The organism is Pseudomonas sp. MN1F, assembly GCF_009391885.1.
Classification (GTDB): Bacteria; Pseudomonadota; Gammaproteobacteria; order Pseudomonadales; family Pseudomonadaceae; genus Aquipseudomonas.
The window spans coordinates 97839-119433 of sequence record NZ_VZII01000042.1 but is presented as its reverse complement, the minus strand read 5'-3'; the positions used below and the strand labels follow the sequence as shown (position 1 = coordinate 119433).

Genomic DNA, 21595 nt, shown 5'->3' with positions numbered 1-21595 from the left:
GGAGCCGTACTCATGTCCCTGCCCGCTTCGCTCGAACAACGCCTGCGCTTGCCGGTGGTGGCAGCGCCGATGTTCCTGATTTCCAACCCCCAGCTGGTACTGGCCTGCTGTGGCAGCGGCGTGGTCGGCAGCTTCCCGGCACTGAACCAGCGTGACAGCGCCGGCTTCAAGGCCTGGCTGGAAGAAATCGAGGTGGGATTGGCCAAGTTGCAGGCGCCCGCGCCCTATGCGGTGAACCTGATCGTCCACCCGACCAACCCACGGTTACAGGCCGACCTCGCACTGTGCGTCGAGCACCGCGTGCCGATTGTCATCACCAGCCTCGGCGCAGTGAAGGAAGTGGTGGATGCGGTGCACGGCTACGGCGGGCTGGTGTTTCACGATGTCACCACCCGGCGTCACGCGGAGAAAGCCGCCGAAGCCGGCGTCGATGGGCTGATTGCCGTGGCAGCGGGCGCCGGTGGCCATGCCGGTACCTGGAGCCCATTCGCCCTGGCGGCCGAGATCCGCCAATTCTTCGACAAGACCCTGCTGCTGGCCGGCTGCATCAACCATGGTCACGAAATTCTCGCCGCGCAGTTGCTCGGTGCCGACCTGGCCTACATGGGCACACGTTTCATTGCCACCCACGAAAGCCATGCCCAGGCGGCCTACAAGCAGATGCTGCTCGAGGCTCAAGCCGCAGACATCATCCACACGCCTGCCGTGTCCGGTATCCCGGCCAGCTTCCTGCGCCCCAGCCTGGAACAGGCCGGCTATGACATGGCGGCACTGAAATCCGGGCACGAGCAAGGCAAGCTCAAGCCGATCGACGATGAAGCCAAGGCCTGGAAAACCGTCTGGTCGGCCGGCCAGGGCGTCGGCGATATCCATGACCTGCCCGCTGCCGCCACACTGATCGAACGCCTGCACGGCGAGTACCACGCAGCCCTGCAGCGTTCCCTGGTACTGCACGACAAGGCTCTGTAGCAAAAGGCAACAACTCGCCTGGCCAGGCTGTACACTAGGCGCCCTCTTCAACCCCCAGGAGCCTTGCATGACCCGTTACGCCATGATTACTGGAGCTTCCAGCGGCCTGGGCCTGGCCCTGGCGGAAGCCCTGGCACGGCGCGGGCGCAATCTGATCCTGGTGGCACGCCATCGAGAAACGCTGGAGCCGGTAGCGCTCGAACTGGCCCAACGTTTCGGCGTCGAAGTGCTGCTGCGTGCCTGCGATCTCAGCCAGCCCTTGCGGCTGTCCGGTTTCGTGCTGGAACTGGAAGAGGGCGAGCGACGCATCGACCTGTTGGTCAACTGCGCCGGCCAGCGCACCTACGGTCCGTTCCTGGCCCACGAATGGGCCGACGAGCAGGACCTGCTGGAGGTCAATGTCCTTGCCTTGAGCCGCCTGTGTCATGCCATCGGCAACCTGATGGCAGTGCAAGGTGGTGGGCAGATCCTCAACGTAGCCGGCCTGGCCGCTGTCGCGCCGGGACCGGGCATGGCCACCTATGCCGCCAGCAAGGCCTATGTGATGCATTTCAGCGAAGCACTGCGCGAAGAGCTCAAGCCGGCCGGCATCAAGGTATCGGTCCTTTGCCCCGGCCCCGTTCACTCGTCACGCCGGCGCATCCCCAGGCTTGAAGGCAACAGCCGCTGCCTGAGCCCTGAAGAAGTGGCACTGCACACAGTACGCGCATTGGCCAAAAATCGCGCAGTGATCATGCCGGTACGGCGCAATCGCTGGCTGGCCTTCGCTCCACGCCTGCTGCCGCGCTGGCTGACGCGCAAGCTGGCCGGCTTCATCCACCGGCGTTACTGCCCGGTCGGCATGGAATAGCCTCTGGGCGAGTGGCGCGCGGCTGAGTACACTCGGCCCGACACTCACCATGGAGCACGTGCTGTGGACGATCTATTCCTCAAAATCATCAACCGGGAAATCCCGGCGGATATCATCTACGAAGATGACCAGATCCTGGCCTTCAAGGACATCGCCCCAGCGGCGCCGGTACATTTTCTGGTTATCCCGAAGAAGCACATCCGTACCCTCAACGACCTGACCGAAGAGGACAAGGCCCTGGCCGGCCATATCCTGTTCACTGCCCAGCGCCTGGCGGTCGAGCAAGGTTGCGAAGAAGGCTTCCGCGTCGTGATGAACTGCAATCCGCAAGGCGGCCAGACCGTCTACCACATCCACATGCACGTGCTTGGCCAGCGCCAGATGCACTGGCCGCCGGGCTGACCCAAGGCAAGCTCCTCCCAAGCGATTGAGGTAAACTGTCGGGCATCACTTCAGCGGAGGTGCCCGATGGCCACCGAACGTCACTACTCGCCGCTCGACCGCTTGTTGCTGCAGGCCGATACCGCCATGCGCACCTTGCTGCCCTTCAGCGGCCAACCCTCCCGCCCATCGCCGGCGATCATCCAGCCTGACGCGGACCTGGATGACAACCAGACCCGCCACATTGCCGGGCTCATGCGCATCAACCACACCGGCGAAGTCTGCGCCCAGGCGCTGTATCAGGGCCAGGCCCTGACTGCCAAGCTGCCGCAAGTGCGCAAGGCCATGGAGCATGCAGCCGAGGAAGAAATCGACCACCTGGCCTGGTGCGAACAACGCATCCGCCAGCTGGGCAGCCACCCGAGCGTGCTCAACCCACTGTTCTACGGGATGTCGTTCGGCATTGGCGCCCTCGCCGGCCTGGTCAGCGACAAAGTCAGCCTTGGTTTCGTCGCCGCCACCGAGCATCAGGTGTGCAGGCACCTGGACGAACACCTGGAACAGCTGCCGCAGGAAGACGAGAAATCCCGCGCCATCCTCGAACAGATGCGCGTGGATGAAGAGCAGCACGCCGAGTCCGCGCTCGAAGCTGGCGGCTATCGCTTCCCGATGCCGGTGCGTTTCGGCATGAGCCTGCTGGCCAAGGTCATGACCAAGAGCACCTACCGCATCTGACAAGGGCGCACATATGACGGACCGTATCGACGCCAAGGACCTGGCGCGCGCCGTGCAAGCCGGCATTCTCCAGCCTGGCCAGGACCAGGCCCTGCTGGCGTTTTTGCGCCAGCAACCACCAGCCCGGGGCAGTTTCCAGCTTGCCCATGTCGCCTTCTACTTCGGCGCCCTGCTGATCATGGGGGCAATGGGCTGGCTGCTGACCGAAGCCTGGATGACAATTGGCGACGGGGCCTTGCTGGCCATCGCCACGCTTTATATCGTTCTCCTCACCTCGTTCGCCCTCAACCTGCAGGGGCGCAAGCAACCGGTTGCCGCCGGGGTACTGGCGGCCGTCGCGGTCAGCATCGTGCCGTTGGTCGTGTTTGCGATAGAACGCCTGGCAGGCTGGTGGCCACTGGATGATGCGCAAGCGGATTATCACCAGTACTACACCTACGTGCAGGGTGGCTGGCTGCTGATGGAGGCCGCCACCGTGGTTGCCGGGCTGCTGATGCTGCGCCTGATTCCCTACCCCTTCGTGGTGATGCCGATTGCCGTGGCCCTGTGGTTCATGTCGATGGACCTGAGCGAATGGGTGTATGGCTCGCCCTTCTCCTGGGAACAGCGGCGCACGGTGTCGCTGTGGTTCGGGCTCGGCATGCTGCTGGTGTTCCTGGTCGTCGACGGGCGTACCCGCGAGGACTATGCCCATTGGGGCTACCTGGCTGGTCTGGCGGCATTCTGGGGCGGGCTGACCATGATGGAAAGCGACAGTGAACTGGGCAAGGCGCTGTACTGCCTGATCAACCTGGGGTTGATGGGCATGGCGGTGCTGTTGCGCCGGCCCGTGTTCATGGTGTTCGGGGCGCTAGGGGTGGCGGCTTACCTGGGTTATCTGTCTTACGAGGTATTTGCCGAGTCACTGTTGTTCCCGGTGGTGCTGACCTTGATCGGGCTGGGGGTGATCGGTTTGGGGCTGGGGTATCAGAAGCGGCGGGAGCGGTTGAGCCAGGCTGTCAGAAGCAGCTTGCCGGAATGGTTGCTGACCGCCCTTCCGGCCCTGCGCGACTGACTGGAGATCGCCGGGGCCGCTGCGCAGCCCCAATATCTCGGACTCAGCCCAGCTCTACGATTTCATAGCCGTGGGTGATTTCAACACCGGCACGCTCGAGCATGATCGACGCCGAGCAATACTTCTCAGCCGACAGCTCCACCGCACGTTTGACCTGGGCCTCTTTCAGCCCACGCCCTTTGACCACGAAGTTCATGTGGATCTTGGTGAACACCTTCGGGTCTTCACTGGCACGCTCGGCCTCCAGGAACGCCTCGCAGCTTTCCACCGCCTGGCGCGACTTCTTCAGGATGCTCACCACGTCGAAGCTGCTGCAGCCACCGAGGCCGAGCAGGAGCATTTCCATCGGGCGCACGCCCAGGTTGCGGCCACCCGCCTCGGGCGGGCCGTCCATCACCACCACGTGGCCGCTTCCCGATTCACCGAGGAACATCGCTTCACCGGCCCACTGGATGCGTGCCTTCATCTGTCCGTACTCCTGGATTTCGCAAAAGGGTGTCAGCTTAAGCCTTGTATGCCTGTCGGAAAAGCTCAATGCGAGTCGCTTTAGTGTCAAAACTTCCAGCGCTGTCTGATAAGCTGGCGCCAATTGACTGGCGCGTCGCGTCAGACAAGGTTTAGAAAGCGCCTATGCCTCGCATCGAACAGGATTTCGTGATGGTTGCCTCAGCCCTACCCGCCAAGATCAAGAACATCGACAAACTGCTGGTTCACTGCCAGCGCCGCCGCCACACCGCCAAAAGCAACATCATCTGCGCCGGTGATCGTGCAGAAACGCTGTCGTTCATCATCAAGGGCTCGGTCACTATCCTGATCGAAGACGACGAAGGTCACGAGATGATCATCGCCTACCTCAACAGTGGCGACTTCTTCGGCGAGCTGGGGCTGTTCGAACCGGCCGGCGGCGAGCAACAGCGCAGCGCCTGGGTGCGCGCCAAGACCGAGTGCGAAGTGGCCGAGATCAGCTACGACAAGTTCCGCGAACTGGCCCGCCAGGACCCGGAAATTCTCTACGCCCTGGGCAGCCAGATGGCCCAGCGCCTGCGCAACACCACGCGCAAGGTCGGCGACCTGGCCTTTTTCGACGTCACCGGCCGCGTGGCCCGTTGCCTGCTCGACCTGTGCAAGCAGCCGGATGCCATGACCCATCCGGACGGCATGCAGATCAAGATCACCCGTCAGGAAATCGGCCGTATCGTCGGTTGCTCGCGGGAAATGGTCGGCCGCGTCCTCAAGGACCTCGAGGAACGCAGCCTGGTACAGGTCAAGGGCAAGACCATGGTGGTCTACGGCACGCGTTAATCCTTGGGCAGGGCTGCCAGCACGTCGTTGTAGGCCAGGGACAGGCGCTCGAACCAGGGCGCCGCGGGCACCACTTCGTGCAAGGCGATATGGCTGTCGGCGCGGCAGCGCTGCTCCAGGTCACAGCATTCATTGAAGCGGTTGACCGCCGCGACCATCGACTCACGCTCGTTATCCAGCAGCAGCGCGCCATGCACCAGCACCACCGGGCGTTTGCCACCCAGGCCCTGGCGCCAGCGCTGGGCCGTGCCGACCAGCTTGCGGCCATTGAGGTTGACGTTGTAACGGCCATCGCAGAAGGCACCGTCGATTTCACCCACCGAAGCGACGCCGCCCCACTCACGTAACACATCACGCAATGGCAGGCACAGGCGCTCGTAGGCGTTTTCGATACGGCCATGGTCGCCTTCGCTGCGCGGGGCCACGTAGACCAGCGCAACGTTTACTGTCGCGTGCGATTGCGGCACCGGCTCGCCACCGGTTTCACGCAGCAGGACCGGCCAGCCGGCAATCGCCAGTTCCGAGCAAGCCGCTTCGAAATTGTCCAGCCTGCTCATGCGCCGGGGCATGACCAGGGCGTGGTCGGTGGGGCGCCAGAACAGTACACCGGCATCGCGTTCGCCACGGCAGACGGCGGCCAGCAGATCCTGCTCGGCTTGCAGGCCCTGTTCGACAGTGAGGGCCTGGGGTTGATCGGTCATTGATCCACCTTTGATGTTGGTTTCACCGGTCTCTGCGCAGGCTTGCCCGCGAAGAGCCCGGATCAGGCATACAAAAAAGCCGGCATAAAGCCGGCTTCGTATTCGATCAGTCCAGAGGCTGAACAGTCTTCTTCACCTGATCCGGGAAGAACAACCGCTGCAGTTCCAGCCCCGGCTGCGGGGCGCGCATGAACGCCTCCCCGACCAGGAACGAGTAGACCTCGTTGATCTCCATCAGCTCCACATCGGCGCGGTTGAGAATACCGCTTTCGGTCACCACCAGGCGGTCACGTGGAATGCGCGGCAGCAAGTCGAGGGTGGCTTCCAGGCTGACCTCGAAGGTGTGCAGGTTACGGTTGTTCACCCCCACCAACGGTGTATCGAGGGTCTTCAGCGCGCGCTCCAGCTCATCGCCGTCATGCACTTCGACCAGTACGTCGAGGCCGACATCCTTGGCCACCGAAGCCAGTTCGGCCATCTTCACATCATCCAGCGCCGACACGATCAACAGCACGCAGTCAGCACCCAGGGCGCGAGCCTCGACGATCTGGTACGGATCAACCATGAAATCCTTGCGGATCACCGGCAGCGAAACGGCGGCGCGGGCCTGTTGCAGGTACTCGTCTGCACCCTGGAAGTAATCCACATCGGTCAGCACCGACAGGCAGGTCGCCCCACCCTTCTCGTAGCTGACGGCGATGTCCGCCGGCACGAAGTCTTCGCGGATCACGCCCTTGCTCGGCGACGCCTTCTTGATTTCGGCGATTACCGCCGGCTGCTTGCGCTTGGCCTGCTCGATCAGCGCATTGGCAAAGCCACGTGGCGCATCGGCTGCCTTGGCCAGGCGTTCAAGCTCGGCAAGGCTCACGCGCGCGCTGCGCTCGGCCACTTCCTGGAACTTGCGGGCGATGATCCTTTCCAGCACCGTCGGCACACTCATGCTTCGTTCTCCACCTTGAATACTGCAGTAAAGGCGCCCAGTTCCTGCAGCTTCTCCCAGGCCAGCCCGGTGTGCAGTACATCGTGGGCCAGTTCCACGCCAGTTTTCAGGCTCATGGCATGGTCAGCGGCATACAACGCCGCGCCGGCATTGAGCACAATCATTTCGGCGGCCTTCTGGCCGTTTTCGGTCTTGCGCCGGCCCAGGGCATCGCGGATCAGCTCCAGCGAGGCCTGCGGCGTCTCGACAGCCAGGCCATGCAGGCTCTGGCTCTTCATGCCGAGGTCTTCGGGTTCGACCCAATATTCGGTGATCTCATCATTCTTCAGCTCGGCGACGAAGGTTGGCGCAGCCAGGCTGAACTCGTCCAGGCCATCCTTCGAATGCACCACCAGCACATGCTTGCTGCCCAGACGCTGCAGCACCTCGGCCAGCGGACGGCACAGCGCCTGGGTGAACACGCCGACCACCTGGTGCTTCACTCCGGCCGGATTCGTAAGCGGGCCGAGCATGTTGAACAGGGTACGCAGCCCCAGGTCGCGACGCGGGCCAGCGGCATATTTCATGGCGGTGTGATGGCTTTGGGCGAACATGAAGCCGATCCCCAAGCTGTCAATGCAGCGAGCGACCTGGGTCGGGGTCAGGTTCAGGTAGATGCCAGCGGCTTCCAGAAGGTCGGCGCTGCCGCTCTTGCCCGATACCGCGCGATTGCCGTGCTTGGCCACGGTGCAACCGGCAGCGGCGAGGACGAACGACGACGCAGTGGAAACGTTGAAGATGTTGGCGCCATCACCACCGGTACCGACGATATCGACCACGCCATCGAGGCTTTTCAGTTCGACCTTGTCGGCCAGCTCGCGCATCACCGAGACCGCACCGACGATCTCGTCGATGCTCTCGCTCTTCATGCGCATGCCCATCAGGAAGGCACCGATCTGCGCTTCGCTGCACTGGCCGGTCATGATCTGGCGCATGACATCGCGCATCTCATCGGTGCTGAGGTCCAGGTGGCCGACGATGCGGCCCAACGCGCTCTTGATATCCATGATCGATCCTTAGCGGCGGCCGCCGGTCTGCTTGAGGAAGTTGGCGAACAGCTCGTGGCCCTGCTCGGTGAGGATGGACTCGGGGTGGAACTGCACCCCTTCGATGTTCAAGGTCTTGTGACGCAGGCCCATGATCTCGTCGACCGAACCGTCTTCATGGGCAGTCCAGGCAGTGACCTCCAGGCAATCCGGCAGGGTTTCGCGCTTGACCACCAGGGAGTGGTAGCGGGTCACCGTGAGCGGGTTGTGGAGCTCGGCGAACACACCGAGGTCACGATGGTGCACCGGGCTGGTCTTGCCGTGCATGACCTGGCGGGCGCGCACCACATCACCGCCAAAGGCCTGGCCGATGGACTGGTGGCCCAGGCAGACACCGAGGATCGGCAGCTTGCCGGCAAAATGCAGGATGGCTTCGATGGACACGCCCGCTTCGCTCGGCGTGCACGGGCCAGGTGAGACGACGATACGCTCAGGGTTGAGGGCTTCGATCTCGGCGATGGTCATTTCGTCATTGCGAATGACCTTGACCTCGGCACCCAGCTCGCCAAGGTACTGAACAACGTTGTAAGTGAATGAGTCGTAATTGTCGATCATCAGTAACATCGGGCTAAACCTCTTGAATCTACTGACTTCAAAAAACGAACCTTCCTACACCACCGCGGGCACGGTTTGGCCACGAAGGGCAGTCGCTAAACGGACAGGAAGGCAAACGGGGACGGGCCGGACGGGCCGGCAGGAGATAAAGTCAGGCGCGCCAACGCCAACGGGCGTGGGCCTTGATAACGCGCATCAAGAGTTTGCTGACGATCAACACAGGATAGGTCTCGCTCATACTTGCAGGCACAGTAGCCTACCGGGGCGGCTGGCGCAATATGCCCGTAAACACGGGGAAACGAATGGACTTGGGAGGGATGCACAGCGATTTGCTAAGGTCGGGCAGCTATCCCTCATAAAAACAATGAAAAGGATGTTCGACGATGCCAAAAGTCCCCTTGATGAGATTTACCCTTGCTTCACTGGCCTTGGCCTGCAGCCAGGCTTTCGCCGCCCCTTCGCCCTATTCCACAGTGGTCGTGTTCGGTGACAGCCTCAGTGATGCCGGGCAGTTTTTCGGCGCGCGCTTTACCAACCGCGATGCCAATGGCAACTATGCCGCGGTATCGCCGATGATTCTCGGCGGGCGGCTGGGCGTGAATCCGACACAACTGGGCCCCTCCACCTCCCCCGTCAACCCAGCGCTGGGGATTGCCGACGGCAACAACTGGGCGGTAGGCGGTTACACCACCCAGCAGATCCTCGATTCGATCACCAGCACGTCCGAGACGATCATCCCGCCAGGGCGCCCCGGCGCCGGGCTGGTTCTGCGTGAAAAACCGGGCTATCTGGCCAACGGCCTGCGCGCCGACCCCAATGCGTTGTACTACCTGACCGGTGGCGGCAACGACTTCCTGCAAGGCCTGGTTAACAGCCCGGCCGATGCCATAGCCGCCGCCGGCCGCCTGGCCGCCAGTGCCCAGGCTCTGCAGCAAGGCGGGGCCCGCTACATCATGGTCTGGCTGCTGCCCGACCTCGGACAAACCCCGAACTTCAGCGGCACGCCCCAGCAAAACCCATTGTCGCTGCTGTCCGGTGCATTCAACCAGTCGCTGCTCGGCCAACTGGGGCAGATCGATGCCGAAATCATCCCCCTGAATATTCCCGTGCTGCTGAGCGAGGCATTGGCCAGCCCCAGCCAGTTCGGCCTGGCCACCGGCCAGAACCTGGTTGGCACCTGTTACAGCGGCGAAGGATGCGTGGAAAACCCGATATACGGCATCAATGGCATAACGCCAGATCCGAGCAAACTGCTGTTCAATGACTCGGTACACCCGACCATTGCCGGCCAGCAACTGATTGCCGACTACGCCTACTCGATCATTTCCGCCCCCTGGGAGCTGACCCTGTTGCCGGAAATGGCCCACGCCAGCCTGCGCGCGCACCAGGACGAACTGCGCAATCAGTGGCAGACACCCTGGCAAACCGTCGGCCAATGGCAGGCCTTCGTCAGCACTGGCGGGCAGGACCTGGACTTCGATGACCAGCGCAGTGCTGCCAGCGCCGACGGGCGCGGTTACAACCTGACCCTGGGCGGCAGCTACCGGCTGAACGATGCCTGGCGCCTGGGCCTTGCCGGTGGGGTGTACCGGCAGAAGCTGGAGGCCGGTGAACAGGACTCGGACTACAAGCTCGACAGCTACCTGGCCAGTGCCTTCGCTCAGTTCCGCCAGGAGCGCTGGTGGGCCGATGCCGCGTTAAGCGCGGGCCACCTGGATTACCACGACCTCAAGCGCACCTTTGCGCTGGGCGTCAACGACCGTAGTGAAAAGGGCGACACCGATGGCGAGGCCTGGGCCGTAACTGCCCGGGTGGGCTACAACCTTGCGGCCGACAGCAGCAGCTGGCAACTGGCACCCTTTATCAGTGCCGACTATGCGCGGGTGAAGGTCGATGGCTATGAGGAGAAAAGCGGGCGCTCCACAGCGCTAGGCTTCGATGATCAGGAGCGGACTTCGCGGCGCCTGGGCGTCGGGCTGCTAGGCAGCGTGCAGGTGATGCCAAGCACCCGGCTGTTTGCCGAGGTGGCGCAGGAGCACGAGTTCGAGGATGACCAGCAGGATGTGACCCTGCACCTGACGACGTTGCCAGCGAACGACTTCACCTTGACCGGTTATACACCACACAGTGATTTGACTCGGGCGAGTCTGGGGGTGAGCCATGAGCTGGTGGCGGGGGTGCATCTGCGCGGGAACTACAACTGGCGCAAGAGTGATGAGTTGACTCAGCAGGGGGTGAGCCTGGGGGTCAGCGTCGACTTCTGAATCGTCGGGGCCGCAAAGCGGCCCCAATCGAATTACTTGGCGGTAGTCTGCTCAGCCAGCGCCACGGCACGGAACATCGCCCGGCGCTTGTTGATGGTCTCTTCCCACTCCAGTGCCGGCACCGAGTCGGCAACGATGCCGCCACCGGCCTGCACATGCAGCTCGCCATCCTTGATCACCGCAGTACGGATGGCAATCGCGGTATCCATGTTGCCATTCCAGGCGAAGTAACCGACCGCACCACCGTAGACGCCACGCTTGACCGGCTCAAGCTCGTCGATGATCTCCATCGCACGGATCTTCGGTGCACCCGACAGGGTGCCCGCCGGCAGGATTGCCCGCAGCGCATCCATCGCGGTCAAGCCTTCACGCAGTTGGCCGGTCACATTGGACACGATGTGCATCACGTTCGAGTAACGCTCGATCACCATCTTCTCGGTCAGGCGCACGCTACCGGTGGACGAGACGCGGCCCACGTCGTTGCGGCCCAGGTCGATCAGCATCAGGTGCTCGGCGATCTCTTTCTCGTCCGACAGCAGGTCGTCTTCCAGCGCACGGTCCGCTTCTTCGGTAGCACCGCGCGGGCGGGTACCGGCGATCGGGCGCACGGTGACCAGGTTGTCTTCCACCCGCACCAGCACTTCCGGCGAGCTACCAACCACATGGAAGTCGCCGAAGTTGAAGAAGTACATGTACGGCGTCGGGTTGAAGCAACGCAACGCGCGGTACAAGTCGATGGGGGCAGCCTTGAAGTCGATCGACATGCGCTGCGACGGCACAACCTGCATGCAGTCGCCGGCCAGGATGTATTCCTTGATACGGCCCACCGCGTTCTCGTAGTCGTCACGGGTGTAGCTGGAGCGGAATTCCGGCTCGGCAGCCATTGGCCCACTCAGGTCCAGGCCGCGGCGTGGGGTGATCGGCTGGCGCAGTTTCTCCAGCAGGCCTTGCAGGCGTGCCTGGCCTTGCTCGAAGGCCTGCTCTTGCGTCGGGTCGACCAGCACGATGGCGTGCATCTTGCCCGCCAGGTTGTCGAACACCACCACCGCATCGGAAACCATCAGCAGAATATCCGGCACACCCAGCGGGTCCGGGTTAGGGCTGGCACCCAGGCGTTTCTCGACATAGCGCACGCAGTCATAGCCAAAGTAGCCGACCAGGCCACCGTTGAAACGCGGCAGGCCAGGAATGTCGGCAACCTGGTAACGGTCCTTGAAGCTTTCGACGAAGGCCAGCGGGTCCTCGACGTCGTGGCTTTCCACTTCCACGCCATCCTGCAGGATGCTCACGTGGTAGCCATGCACGCGCATCACGGTGCGCGACGGCAGGCCGATCATCGAGTAACGGCCCCACTTCTCGCCGCCCTGCACGGACTCGAGCAGGTAGGAGTTGGCTTGGTCAGCCAGTTTCAGGTAGATCGACAGCGGCGTGTCGAAGTCGGCCAGGGTTTCACAGGCCAAAGGGATGCGGTTGTAGCCGGTAGCGGCCAGGCGCAGGAATTCTTCGCGGGTCATGGGTAGCCTCGTGGCAAGCAGCAGTAGGGTCAGGCAAGCGGACGGGCCGGCAGGCGCCGGCGGGCATAAGTCAGGCGCGCCAGCGCCAACGGGCCAGGGCCTTGATGACTTTCATCCAGAATTTGCCAGTGACCGCCACGGTGGACTCTCTGTCTTGGGAGGCTTGAAGGTCCGCCAACGTTATCCCAGTGGCCGGGTCTGTGCAACCGGGCAGCAGCGCGCGCAGGTCGTCGACCACCAGGCTGGGGGCTTCCTCGGTGATCGGCCGGCCATGGTTGTAGCCATAGCTCAGGCCCACACATTGCACCCCGGCCGCCTTGGCCGCCAGCACATCGCTGCGCGAGTCGCCGACGAACAGCGACTGCTGCGGGCTGACACCGGCCATCTGCATGACGAACAGCAGCGCCGCCGGGTCGGGCTTTTTCTGCGGCAAGGTATCGCCGCCGATGATCCAGCGGAAATAGCGGCCGATCTTCATCTGGTCCAACAATGGCGCGACAAAACGCTCTGGCTTGTTGGTGATCAGCGCCATTTCCACGCCCTGCTTCTGCAGCCAGCGCAGGGTGTCTTTCACACCGGGGTAGAGCATGGTGAGCTCATGGCTTTCGGCGTAGGCGTCCATGAACAGCGCCAGGCCCTTCTCAGCCAGCGCATCGTCCACGGCGTCATGCTCGATAGCACCGGCCAGTGCGCGGCGCACCAGTACCTGGGCGCCGTTGCCAACCCAGTGGCGAACCGCCTCAAGACCCGCTGGAGGGCGCCCCAGTTCGAGCAGCATGCGGTCCACGGCGGCCGCCAGGTCGGGTACCGAGTCGATCAGGGTACCGTCCAGATCGAACATCACCAGCCTGGGCAGCGTCCCCGGGAACAGCTGCTCGAAGCCACTCATGGGCGGGCCTGAGCCAGTTCGGCGCGCATCTTGGCGATGACTTCCTGATAGTCCGGGGCGTTGAAGATCGCCGAGCCAGCTACGAAGGTGTCAGCGCCAGCGGCGGCGATTTCGCGGATGTTGTTGACGTTGACGCCGCCGTCGATTTCCAGGCGGATGTCGCGGCCGCTGGCGTCGATCAGTGCGCGGGCTTCACGCAGCTTGTCGAGGGTGCCGGGGATGAACTTCTGCCCGCCGAAGCCTGGGTTGACGCTCATCAGCAGGACCATGTCGACCTTGTCCATCACATACTTCAGTGCATCCAGGCTGGAGGCCGGGTTGAACACCAGGCCGGCCTTGCAACCGCCGTCCTTGATCAGTTGCAGCGAACGGTCGACATGCTGCGAGGCTTCCGGGTGGAAGGTGATGTAGGTGGCACCGGCCTCGATGAAGTCACCGATGATGCGGTCAACCGGGCTGACCATCAGGTGCACGTCAATCGGCGCGGTCACGCCGTACTTGCGCAGCGCGGTGCAGACCATCGGGCCGATGGTCAGGTTGGGTACGTAGTGGTTGTCCATGACATCGAAGTGGACGATGTCGGCACCCGCGGCCAGAACCTTGTCGACGTCCTCGCCCAGACGGGCGAAATCGGCAGAGAGAATGGAGGGGGCAATAGCGTAGGGCTGCATGGCGCACCTGTTGGCAGAATCACGGTGGCGCGCATTGTAACTCAGGGAAAGGAATCGGGGCTGATTGGTATCAACCCCGATTACACCGTTGCATCAGGCAGGTTGTTGGGTGCGCAGTTTCTCGCTCCGCCCACGCAACCACTCCAGGGTCAACAGCAGCACCACCGAGAAGGCGATCAGCAGGGTCGCCGCCGCCGCAATGGTCGGGCTGAGGTTCTCGCGAATGCCACTGAACATCTGCCGCGGCAGGGTTGCCTGCTCAGGCCCGGCGAGGAACAAGGTCACCACCACTTCGTCGAACGACGTGGCAAAGGCGAACAACGCTCCCGAGATCACCCCAGGGGCAATCAGCGGCAAGGTCACCCGACGGAAGGTCAGCAATGGCGAGGCACCCAGGCTGGCCGCCGCGCGTACCAGGTTGTAGTTGAAACCCTGCAAGGTCGCCGACACGGTGATGATGACGAACGGCACACCCAGCACCGCGTGCACCAGGATCAGCGAGATGAAGCTGTTGCCCAGGCCCAGTGGGGCGAAGAACAGGTAGCTGGCCACGCCGATGATCACCACCGGCACCACCATCGGCGAAATCACCAAAGCCATCACCAGCGACTTGCCGGGGAAATCGCCGCGGGTCAGGCCAATCGAGGCCAGTGTGCCAAAGACCATCGCCAACACGGTGGCCGCCGGCGCGACGATGATGCTGTTCTTCAGCGCCCGCATCCACTCGGCCGAGGCGAAGAAGTCGTGGTACCACTGCAGCGAAAAACCCTGCAGCGGGTACACCAGGAAACTGCCGCTGTTGAACGACAACGGCACGATCACCAGCACCGGCAACACCAGGAACAGCAGGATCAGGCCGCAGAGGATGCGCAGGGTATAGAACCAGACCCGTTCGACGGGCGACATGTAGGGGCTCAGCATCTCAAGGCTCCTCAGCTCAGGCGCAGGCGGCTGGCGCCGACCAGCCAGCTATAGATCAGGTACAACAGCACGGTCGCCAGCAGCAACAGCCCGCCCAGGGCGGTAGCCATGCCCCAGTTGATGCTGGTGTTGGTGTAGAAGGCGACGAAGTAGCTGACCATCTGGTCGTTCGGGCTGCCGAGCAGCGCCGGGGTGATGTAGTAGCCGATGGCCAGGATGAACACCAGCAGGCAACCGGCACCCACGCCGGCGTAGGTCTGCGGGAAGTACACCCGCCAGAAGCTGGCGAACGGGTGGCAGCCCAGCGAAATCGCCGCACGCATGTAGCTCGGCGAAATGCCTTTCATCACGCTGTACAGCGGCAGGATCATGAACGGCAGCAGGATGTGCACCATCGAGATGTACACGCCGGTGCGGTTGAACACCAGCTCCAGCGGCTGGTCGATGATGCCCATCGCCATCAGCGCGCTGTTGATCAGGCCACCGGACTGCAGCAGCACGATCCACGCAGCCACCCGCACCAGGATCGAGGTCCAGAACGGCAGCAGCACCAGGATCATCAGCAGGTTGCTCTGCCGGGTCGGCAGGTTGGCCAGCAGGTAGGCCAGCGGATAGGCCAACACCAGGCAGATGGCGGTGATCACCACACCCATCCACAGAGTGCGGGCAAAGATATCCAGGTAGATAGCCTGGTCGGGGGTGGCCTTGGCCAGCTCGCCGAGGTCATCGATACGGTGGTCGAGCGAAGCCAGCAGGTAGAACGAGGTCACCGAACTGGTATTGCGGCGGATTGCCTGCCAGTAGGCCGGGTCGCCCCAACGCTCGTCGAGTGCCTGCAAGGCATCTTTATAAGAGGCAGGCTCGGCCTTGAACGGCAGCGCCCGAGCAGTCTTGGCCAGCAGGCTGCGGTAGCCGGCCAGCTCCATGTTCAGGCGCTTGGAGAGGTCGCCCAGGGTCTGGTTCTTGCGCGATTCGGCCAGGTCCTGGCTCAGCGCCTTGTAGACGTCTTCGCCGGGCAGGCTTTTGCCGTCCCACTGGCTGATCACCTCGACCGTGCGCGGCAGGCCACCGACCACTTCCGGGTTGCCGACGCTCTTGTACAGCAGCGCCGCGATCGGCACCAGGAACACCAACAGGAGAAACAGCGCCAGCGGCGCGATCAACGCCTGCGCCTTCCAGCGGTTAACCCGCTCGGCATGCTTGAGGCGCTGCTTGAGGCTTGGACCTGCGCCTTCGTTGAGGGGCACTGCAATGGCCATGGCGAACTCCGCGATACAGGCTGAAATTGGGGCTGCTGCGCAGCCCCGCTTCCCGGGTTGTTACTTCTTCGCCGCCCAGGCGTTGAAGCGTTGCTCCAGCTGCTCGCTGTTGTCGGCCCAGAAGGCCACGTCGATCTGCACCTGGTTGGCGATGTTCTCAGGCGTGGTCGGCATGTCCTTCTTCACCGCATCGGCCAGCAGTGGTACGGCCTTGGAGTTGGCCGGGCCGTAGGCGATGTTCTCGGAGTAGGTCTTCTGCTGCTCGGGCTTCACGGTGTAGGCGATGAACTTCTTCGCCTGGTCCAGATCCTTGGCGCCTTTCGGGATCGCCCAGGCGTCGAAGTCGTAGATGCCGCCGTTCCACACCACCTTGAGGTTGCTCTCTTTCTGCACGGCGGCGATACGGCCGTTGTAGGCCGAGCTCATGACCACGTCACCCGAGGCCAGGTACTGTGGCGGCTGGGCGCCGGCTTCCCACCACTGGATGCTCGGCTTGAGCTCGTCGAGCTTCTTGAAGGCGCGGTCCACGCCCTCCTTGGTGCCCAGCACCTGATACACATCCTTCGGCGCAACGCCGTCGGCCATCAGAGCGAATTCGAGGGTGTACTTGGCGCCTTTGCGCAGGCCACGCTTGCCCGGGAATTTCTGCGTGTCCCAGAAGTCGGCCCAGCTGGTAGGTGCGGTCTTGAGCTTGTCGGCGTTGTAGGCCAGCACCGTGGACCATACGAAGAAGCCCACGCCGCATGGCTGGATGGCGCCCTTCACATAATCGGACTCGTTGCCAAACAGCGCCGGGTCGAGCTCCTCGAACATGCCTTCGTCGCAACCACGGGCCAACTCTGGCGACTCCACCTCCACCAGGTTCCACGACACGCTCTTGGTGTCGACCATGGCTTTGACCTTGGCCATCTCACCGTTGTACTCGCCCGCGACGATCTTGCCATTGCCGGCCTTCTCCCACGGCTCGTAGAACGCCTTGACCTGGGCCGCCTTGTTGGCACCACCGAAGGAAACCACGGTCAGGTCCGCCGCCATGCTCTGGCCAACGGCGCACAGGCCGAGGGCCAGGGCGGTCAGTTTCAACTGCTTGCGCATTATTATTCTCTCCACAGTACAGGGTTGGTGAAGCAATCCATCAGTGGGCTTCGGCAATCGGATCGAGCGCGCGGGCGTGCTCCACCTCCCAGCCCAGCGGTACCACATCGCCCACGGCCAGCGCCGGGTCGAGCTCGGCGATCGGCTGCTTCACGAAGAAGTCGGCCTTGCCGCAGACTTCCAGGCGCACCCGTACGTGGTCGCCCAGGTAGATGAACTCGGCCACGCGGCCGGAGAAGCGGTTGACGCAGCTTTCGCTGTGGCCGTTGAGGCGCACGCGTTCGGGGCGAACCGACAGGGTCACGGGCTCGCCGGCCTGGCCGACGTTCACCGCCAGCGCCTCGACGCGCTCGCCACGGGCCAGCTGCACCTGGCAGCGCTTGCCATCGCTGGCCAGCAGGGTGCCGTTGATACGGTTGTTCTCGCCGATGAAGTTGGCGACGAAGGTGTTGCAGGGCTCTTCATAAAGGGTGCGCGGGTCGGCGATCTGCTGGATCTCGCCCTGGTGGAACACCGCCACGCGGTCGGACATGGTCAGTGCCTCGCCCTGGTCGTGGGTCACGTAGACCACGGTCACGCCCAGGCGCTGGTGGATGTGCTTGATCTCCATCTGCATGTGTTCACGCAGTTGCTTGTCGAGGGCACCCAGCGGTTCGTCCATCAACACCAGCTGAGGCTCGAACACCAGTGCCCGGGCCAGCGCCACACGCTGCTGCTGGCCACCGGAAAGCTGGCCGGGGTAACGCTTGGCGAAGGCATCGAGCTGGACCATGTTCAGCACCCGCTTGACCCGCTCGCTGATGTCGGTCTTGCTCAGGCCGCGTACGCTCAGCGGGAAGGCCAGGTTCTCGGCCACGGTCATGTGCGGGAACAATGCGTAGTTCTGGAACACCATGCCGATGTCGCGCTTGTGCGGCGGCACGTTGTTGATCGAACGCCCGGCCAGCTGGATCTCACCGGCGGTGGGGGTTTCGAAACCGGCCAGCATCATCAGGCTGGTGGTCTTGCCCGAGCCGGAGGGGCCGAGCAGGGTGAGGAATTCACCCTTGCGAATGTCCAGGTTGAGGTTTTTGACGATCAGCGACTCGCCGTCGTAGCTCTTCTGCACACCACGGAAGCTGACCAGCGTCTCACTGGTGGCAGCGTTCGAATTCGCCTCGCTCATGCCTGCACCTTCTTGTTGGAATGACTGCGTAGGCAACAGAGTAGAAGAGCCGCAAGCGCGCGGAAATCGGCGGCCCTGAGAGAATGCCATCATCCCGGTGGAAGATTTTCTGTAGGGCGATCCCTACAAGGATGTCGCAATCAGACCAGCTTGTGCTCCATGGCGTACTTCACCAGCTCCGCCAGCGAATTGACCTTGAGCTTCTGCATCAACCTGGCCTTGTGGGTGCTGATGGTCTTGCTCGACAGCGCCAGCTGCTGGGCGATGTCGTTGACGTTGGCACCCTGGGCCAGGCGCTCGAACACCGAGAATTCGCGCTCCGACAACAGCGTGTGCAGTGGCCGGGTCTCGGTCAGGCCTACCTCGAAGACCATGCGGTCGGCCAGCGCCGGGTCGATATAGCGCCCGCCGCCTGCCACCCGGCGAATCGCCGTGAGCAACAGGGCCGGGTCGCTGTCCTTGGTCGCATAGCCCGCAGCGCCAGCTTTCAGCGCACGGGCAGCCATCTGCGCCTCATCGTGCATCGACAGCATCAGGATCGCCGGGGCATCGTGCAGCGCGCGGATACGCGGGATCGCTTCCAGGCCATTCACCCCCGGCATGGAGATATCCAGCAACACCACCTCACAAGGCGTGTGGCGCAGGGTTTCGAGCAACTGCTCGCCATTCCCGGCCTCCCCTGCCACCTGCATGTCTTTGGCCAGGCCGATCAACTGTTTGATGCCTTCCCGGACAATGGTGTGGTCTTCGGCCACCAGCACTCGAATCACGCTCGCTCTCCTACTCCAAGGGAATGGCCACGCTCAGGCTGGTGCCCTCGCCTGGTTCACTGTCCAGCGCCATGGTGCCACCGAGCATCAGCACCCGCTCACGCACACCGACCAGGCCGAACGACGTGGGCCGGGGCTGGTCCCGGCAAAATCCGCTGCCATCGTCGCTGACGGTCATGCGCAATTGCCCGTCCTCACGCACCAGCTCGATCTCCACGCTGTGCGCCTGCGCATGGCGCATCACGTTGGTCAAGGCCTCCTGCAGAATGCGGAACAGGCCGGTGGCCTTGGCATCGCTCAATGCTGGCAGATTATCCGGTACCTGTACCAGACAGGGTATCTGCGTACGCGCTTCAAAGCGCCGCGCCTGCCATTCGATGGCCGAGGCGATGCCTGCGTCGAGGATCGGTGGGCGCAGCGCGGTGGCGACGTCGCGCACCAGCTGGAACAGCTGGGCAATCAGGCGCTTCATGCTGCCCAGACGCTCGTGCAGACCAGGATCCAGTTCGGCAAACGCCAGCTCGCACATCGACACTTCCAGCTTCAGCACGGTCAGCATCTGCCCCAGCTCATCGTGCACTTCACGGGCGATACGGGCCTTTTCTTCTTCGCGCACGCTCTCCAGGTGCGCTGACAGTTCGCGCAGCTGCTCCTGTGATTGAGCCAGCGCCAGCTCGGCGCGCTTGCCTTGGGTGATGTCCCAGACGATACCGTCCCAGGCCACCCGGCCATTGGGCAAGCGGCGGGCACTGGCCTTGATGTCGGCCCAGCGTTGCTCGCCCTGCCGCGTGAGGATGCGCCCTTGCCACGACCAGTCCTGATCGCTGGCGATGGCCAGATCCTGCACCTGGTGATAGTCGGCCCGATCGTCTGGATGAACGAGATTGCGCAACCCCATCAGCGGGTGCTGGATCTGCGCGGGCGTGTAGCCGACCAGCGCCTCGCTGCCCTCGCTGATGTAAGGAAATTCCGGCTCACCTTCGGCAGGCGCCGGTTCAAGGCGGAACACCAGGCCCGGCACGTTGCCGGCGATGCCCTTGAGCCGCGCCTCGCTTTCGCGCAATGCTGCCAGGGCGCGATGGCGCTCGGTGACGTCGGCGAGGTACACCACCAAGTACTCGGCATCGCGAAAACGCAGGAAGCTGAGCGACAGCTCCACCGGCAGCAAGCTGCCATCGGCGCGCCGGCACTGGGTTTCAAATTGCCGGGCACCGCCATCGCCCGCCCGGGCCCTTTTCCACAGTTCGAGCCAGCGGTCCATGGTCAGGTTCGGCTCGAAGTCGATCAGCGGGCGCTCCAGCAACTCGGCCTCGGCATAGCCGAGCATGTCCTCCACCGCATGGTTGGCGTAGCGCACATGGCTGTCCCAGTTGACCCAGAGAATGCCCACCGTGCTCTGATCGATGGCGAACTGGCTCAGGCGCAGCGCCTCTTCGCGCCCCTGCCGCTCGGTCAGGCTTTCCCGTGCGGCCAACAGGCTGCGCTCCAGCTGGCGTTGCTGCCGACGCTGCCACACCAGCGTGGCCAGGGCGCACAACAGCAACATGGCGGACAGCAAGGCCAGGTTCTGCCAGAAGCCAGGCGACTCGCTCAAGCGCGGGTACTTAGGTTGCAACCAACGCTGGTGAAGTTGTTCCAGCTCCTTGGCCGGCATGGCCTGCAGCCCGCGCTCGAGCACATCGGCGAGCACCGGCCAGTCGCGTCGCGACCCCACCCGCAGCAACTGCGGCAAGCCAATATCACCCACCACCACCAGCTCGGCGAACTCGCTCTCGCGTGACAGCCGGCTCAGTTGAGCCTCATCGAGCACGGCGTAACTGGCCTGGCCAGCGACCACCAGTTGCAACGCTTCGCGTTCGCCAGGCACGCCCTGCAGATTGAGGCCGCTGTAATTACCGCGTAGATAGTCGGCTAGAACGCTGGGCATGCGCACCGCGACGCGGGTTTGCGCATCGAGCTTTTCCAGCTCTACCGCCATCGCCCCCGTACGCGCCCCCACCACCAGCTGCGGTACCCGCATGTAGGGGTCGCTGAACAGCCACAGGCGCAAGCTGGCCGGGGTTTGCGTCAGTCCCGGGGCGAAATCGATCTCCCCGGCCTGCAAAGCATGTTCAAGGCTGGCCTGGTCGGTGAAGTTACGCCAGGTCAGGTCCAGGCCCAGCGCTTGCCCTAGCCAGTTCACCAACTCGACGTTGGCGCCGTAGAGTTGCTGGAGACGGCGGTCGAACTGCGCGTAAGGCGCCTGCAGCACCAGGCCGACACGCAAGCTGCGGTGGCTTTCGAGCCATTGCTGCTGGGCCGGCTCCAGCGCGACGGGCGGCGGCACCTCTGGCCGTGCCAGCGCGATCAAGGGCAGGCACAACCAGCCGATAACCAACAGGCGACGCAATCGCTTCATCTACACGCTCGTCTTGGCAAGGGCGGCCATGCAGCATGGCCGCCGCGGGCAAATACTATTAGGCTGCCGGTATCATT

The 21595-nt window shown here is 63.4% G+C and carries 21 protein-coding genes; 7 read left to right on the top strand and 14 right to left on the bottom strand.

Going from position 1 to position 21595, the window contains the following annotated elements; genetic code table 11:
* Window positions 1-12 precede the first annotated feature (12 nt).
* The 5 genes from F6X59_RS21500 to F6X59_RS21480 all read left to right on the top strand — a co-directional run bounded on the left by F6X59_RS21500 (window position 13) and on the right by F6X59_RS21480 (window position 3989).
* Window positions 13-969, top strand: coding sequence for a nitronate monooxygenase family protein (locus F6X59_RS21500; protein ID WP_152958016.1), 957 nt, complete (start codon window positions 13-15; stop codon window positions 967-969).
* Window positions 970-1036: 67 nt separating this feature from the next.
* Window positions 1037-1819, top strand: coding sequence for an SDR family oxidoreductase (locus F6X59_RS21495; protein WP_152958015.1), 783 nt, complete (start codon window positions 1037-1039; stop codon window positions 1817-1819).
* Between the two features lie 63 nt (window positions 1820-1882).
* Window positions 1883-2221 carry a histidine triad nucleotide-binding protein gene (locus F6X59_RS21490; RefSeq protein WP_277460179.1) on the top strand — a complete coding sequence of 113 codons (339 nt, stop codon included), beginning with the start codon at window positions 1883-1885 and terminating at the stop codon, window positions 2219-2221.
* 66 nt (window positions 2222-2287) lie between these two features.
* The gene (coq7, locus tag F6X59_RS21485; RefSeq protein WP_152958013.1) at window positions 2288-2935 is read left to right on the top strand and encodes a 2-polyprenyl-3-methyl-6-methoxy-1,4-benzoquinone monooxygenase; all 648 of its coding nucleotides are present in this window, start codon (window positions 2288-2290) and stop codon (window positions 2933-2935) included.
* A 13-nt stretch (window positions 2936-2948) separates the two neighbouring features.
* Complete coding sequence (locus tag F6X59_RS21480; RefSeq protein ID WP_152958012.1) at window positions 2949-3989, top strand: DUF2157 domain-containing protein; 1041 nt, start codon at window positions 2949-2951, stop codon at window positions 3987-3989.
* Window positions 3990-4032: 43 nt separating this feature from the next.
* Here the strand turns inward: F6X59_RS21480 and F6X59_RS21475 are convergent, their stop codons facing one another.
* On the bottom strand, window positions 4033-4455 hold the full coding sequence (locus F6X59_RS21475; RefSeq protein WP_004376171.1) for an OsmC family protein: 423 nt from the start codon (window positions 4453-4455) through the stop codon (window positions 4033-4035).
* A 191-nt stretch (window positions 4456-4646) separates the two neighbouring features.
* Here F6X59_RS21475 and crp point away from each other — a divergent pair, with 191 nt between their 5' ends.
* The gene (gene crp, locus F6X59_RS21470) at window positions 4647-5291 is read left to right on the top strand and encodes a cAMP-activated global transcriptional regulator CRP (RefSeq protein ID WP_152958011.1); all 645 of its coding nucleotides are present in this window, start codon (window positions 4647-4649) and stop codon (window positions 5289-5291) included.
* Here crp and F6X59_RS21465 read toward each other — a convergent pair.
* The 4 genes from F6X59_RS21465 to F6X59_RS21450 all read right to left on the bottom strand — a co-directional run bounded on the left by F6X59_RS21465 (window position 5288) and on the right by F6X59_RS21450 (window position 8581).
* Window positions 5288-5992, bottom strand: a complete 705-nt coding sequence (locus tag F6X59_RS21465) for a lipoate--protein ligase family protein (protein ID WP_152958010.1) — start codon at window positions 5990-5992, stop codon at window positions 5288-5290. The genes crp and F6X59_RS21465 overlap by 4 nt on opposite strands.
* Window positions 5993-6098: 106 nt before the next feature.
* The gene (gene trpC / locus F6X59_RS21460) at window positions 6099-6932 is read right to left on the bottom strand and encodes an indole-3-glycerol phosphate synthase TrpC (RefSeq protein ID WP_152958009.1); all 834 of its coding nucleotides are present in this window, start codon (window positions 6930-6932) and stop codon (window positions 6099-6101) included.
* Complete coding sequence (gene trpD / locus F6X59_RS21455; protein WP_152958008.1) at window positions 6929-7978, bottom strand: anthranilate phosphoribosyltransferase; 1050 nt, start codon at window positions 7976-7978, stop codon at window positions 6929-6931. The genes trpC and trpD overlap by 4 nt, the downstream gene beginning before the upstream one ends.
* 9 nt (window positions 7979-7987) lie before the next feature.
* A complete protein-coding gene (locus tag F6X59_RS21450; RefSeq protein WP_152958007.1) occupies window positions 7988-8581 on the bottom strand; it encodes an aminodeoxychorismate/anthranilate synthase component II in 594 nt (197 codons plus the stop codon).
* Window positions 8582-8955: 374 nt separating this feature from the next.
* Between F6X59_RS21450 and estP the strand changes: the two genes are divergently transcribed.
* Window positions 8956-10836, top strand: coding sequence for an esterase EstP (estP, locus tag F6X59_RS21445; protein ID WP_152958006.1), 1881 nt, complete (start codon window positions 8956-8958; stop codon window positions 10834-10836).
* Window positions 10837-10868: 32 nt separating this feature from the next.
* Here estP and trpE read toward each other — a convergent pair whose 3' ends face one another.
* The 9 genes from trpE to F6X59_RS21400 all read right to left on the bottom strand — a co-directional run bounded on the left by trpE (window position 10869) and on the right by F6X59_RS21400 (window position 21518).
* Window positions 10869-12350, bottom strand: a complete 1482-nt coding sequence (gene trpE, locus F6X59_RS21440; protein WP_152958005.1) for an anthranilate synthase component I — start codon at window positions 12348-12350, stop codon at window positions 10869-10871.
* Between the two features lie 70 nt (window positions 12351-12420).
* Window positions 12421-13239, bottom strand: a complete 819-nt coding sequence (locus tag F6X59_RS21435) for a phosphoglycolate phosphatase (RefSeq protein WP_152958004.1) — start codon at window positions 13237-13239, stop codon at window positions 12421-12423.
* Complete coding sequence (gene rpe, locus F6X59_RS21430; protein WP_049273746.1) at window positions 13236-13910, bottom strand: ribulose-phosphate 3-epimerase; 675 nt, start codon at window positions 13908-13910, stop codon at window positions 13236-13238. Before rpe ends, F6X59_RS21435 begins: the two co-directional genes overlap by 4 nt.
* 93 nt (window positions 13911-14003) lie before the next feature.
* Complete coding sequence (locus F6X59_RS21425) at window positions 14004-14831, bottom strand: ABC transporter permease (RefSeq protein WP_079226329.1); 828 nt, start codon at window positions 14829-14831, stop codon at window positions 14004-14006.
* Window positions 14832-14842: 11 nt separating this feature from the next.
* Window positions 14843-16090: an ABC transporter permease gene (locus tag F6X59_RS21420; protein ID WP_103448737.1), complete on the bottom strand. Its 1248-nt coding sequence runs from the start codon at window positions 16088-16090 to the stop codon at window positions 14843-14845.
* A gap of 60 nt (window positions 16091-16150) precedes the next feature.
* On the bottom strand, window positions 16151-17185 hold the full coding sequence (locus F6X59_RS21415) for an ABC transporter substrate-binding protein (RefSeq protein ID WP_152958003.1): 1035 nt from the start codon (window positions 17183-17185) through the stop codon (window positions 16151-16153).
* 40 nt (window positions 17186-17225) lie between these two features.
* Window positions 17226-18350 (bottom strand): ABC transporter ATP-binding protein, encoded by a 1125-nt coding sequence (locus F6X59_RS21410; RefSeq protein WP_152958002.1) that lies wholly within the window; start codon window positions 18348-18350, stop codon window positions 17226-17228.
* Window positions 18351-18490: 140 nt separating this feature from the next.
* A complete protein-coding gene (locus F6X59_RS21405) occupies window positions 18491-19120 on the bottom strand; it encodes a response regulator transcription factor (RefSeq protein WP_054885209.1) in 630 nt (209 codons plus the stop codon).
* A 10-nt stretch (window positions 19121-19130) separates the two neighbouring features.
* Window positions 19131-21518, bottom strand: coding sequence for a PAS domain S-box protein (locus F6X59_RS21400; RefSeq protein WP_152958001.1), 2388 nt, complete (start codon window positions 21516-21518; stop codon window positions 19131-19133).
* Between the last annotated feature and the right edge of the window lie 77 nt (window positions 21519-21595).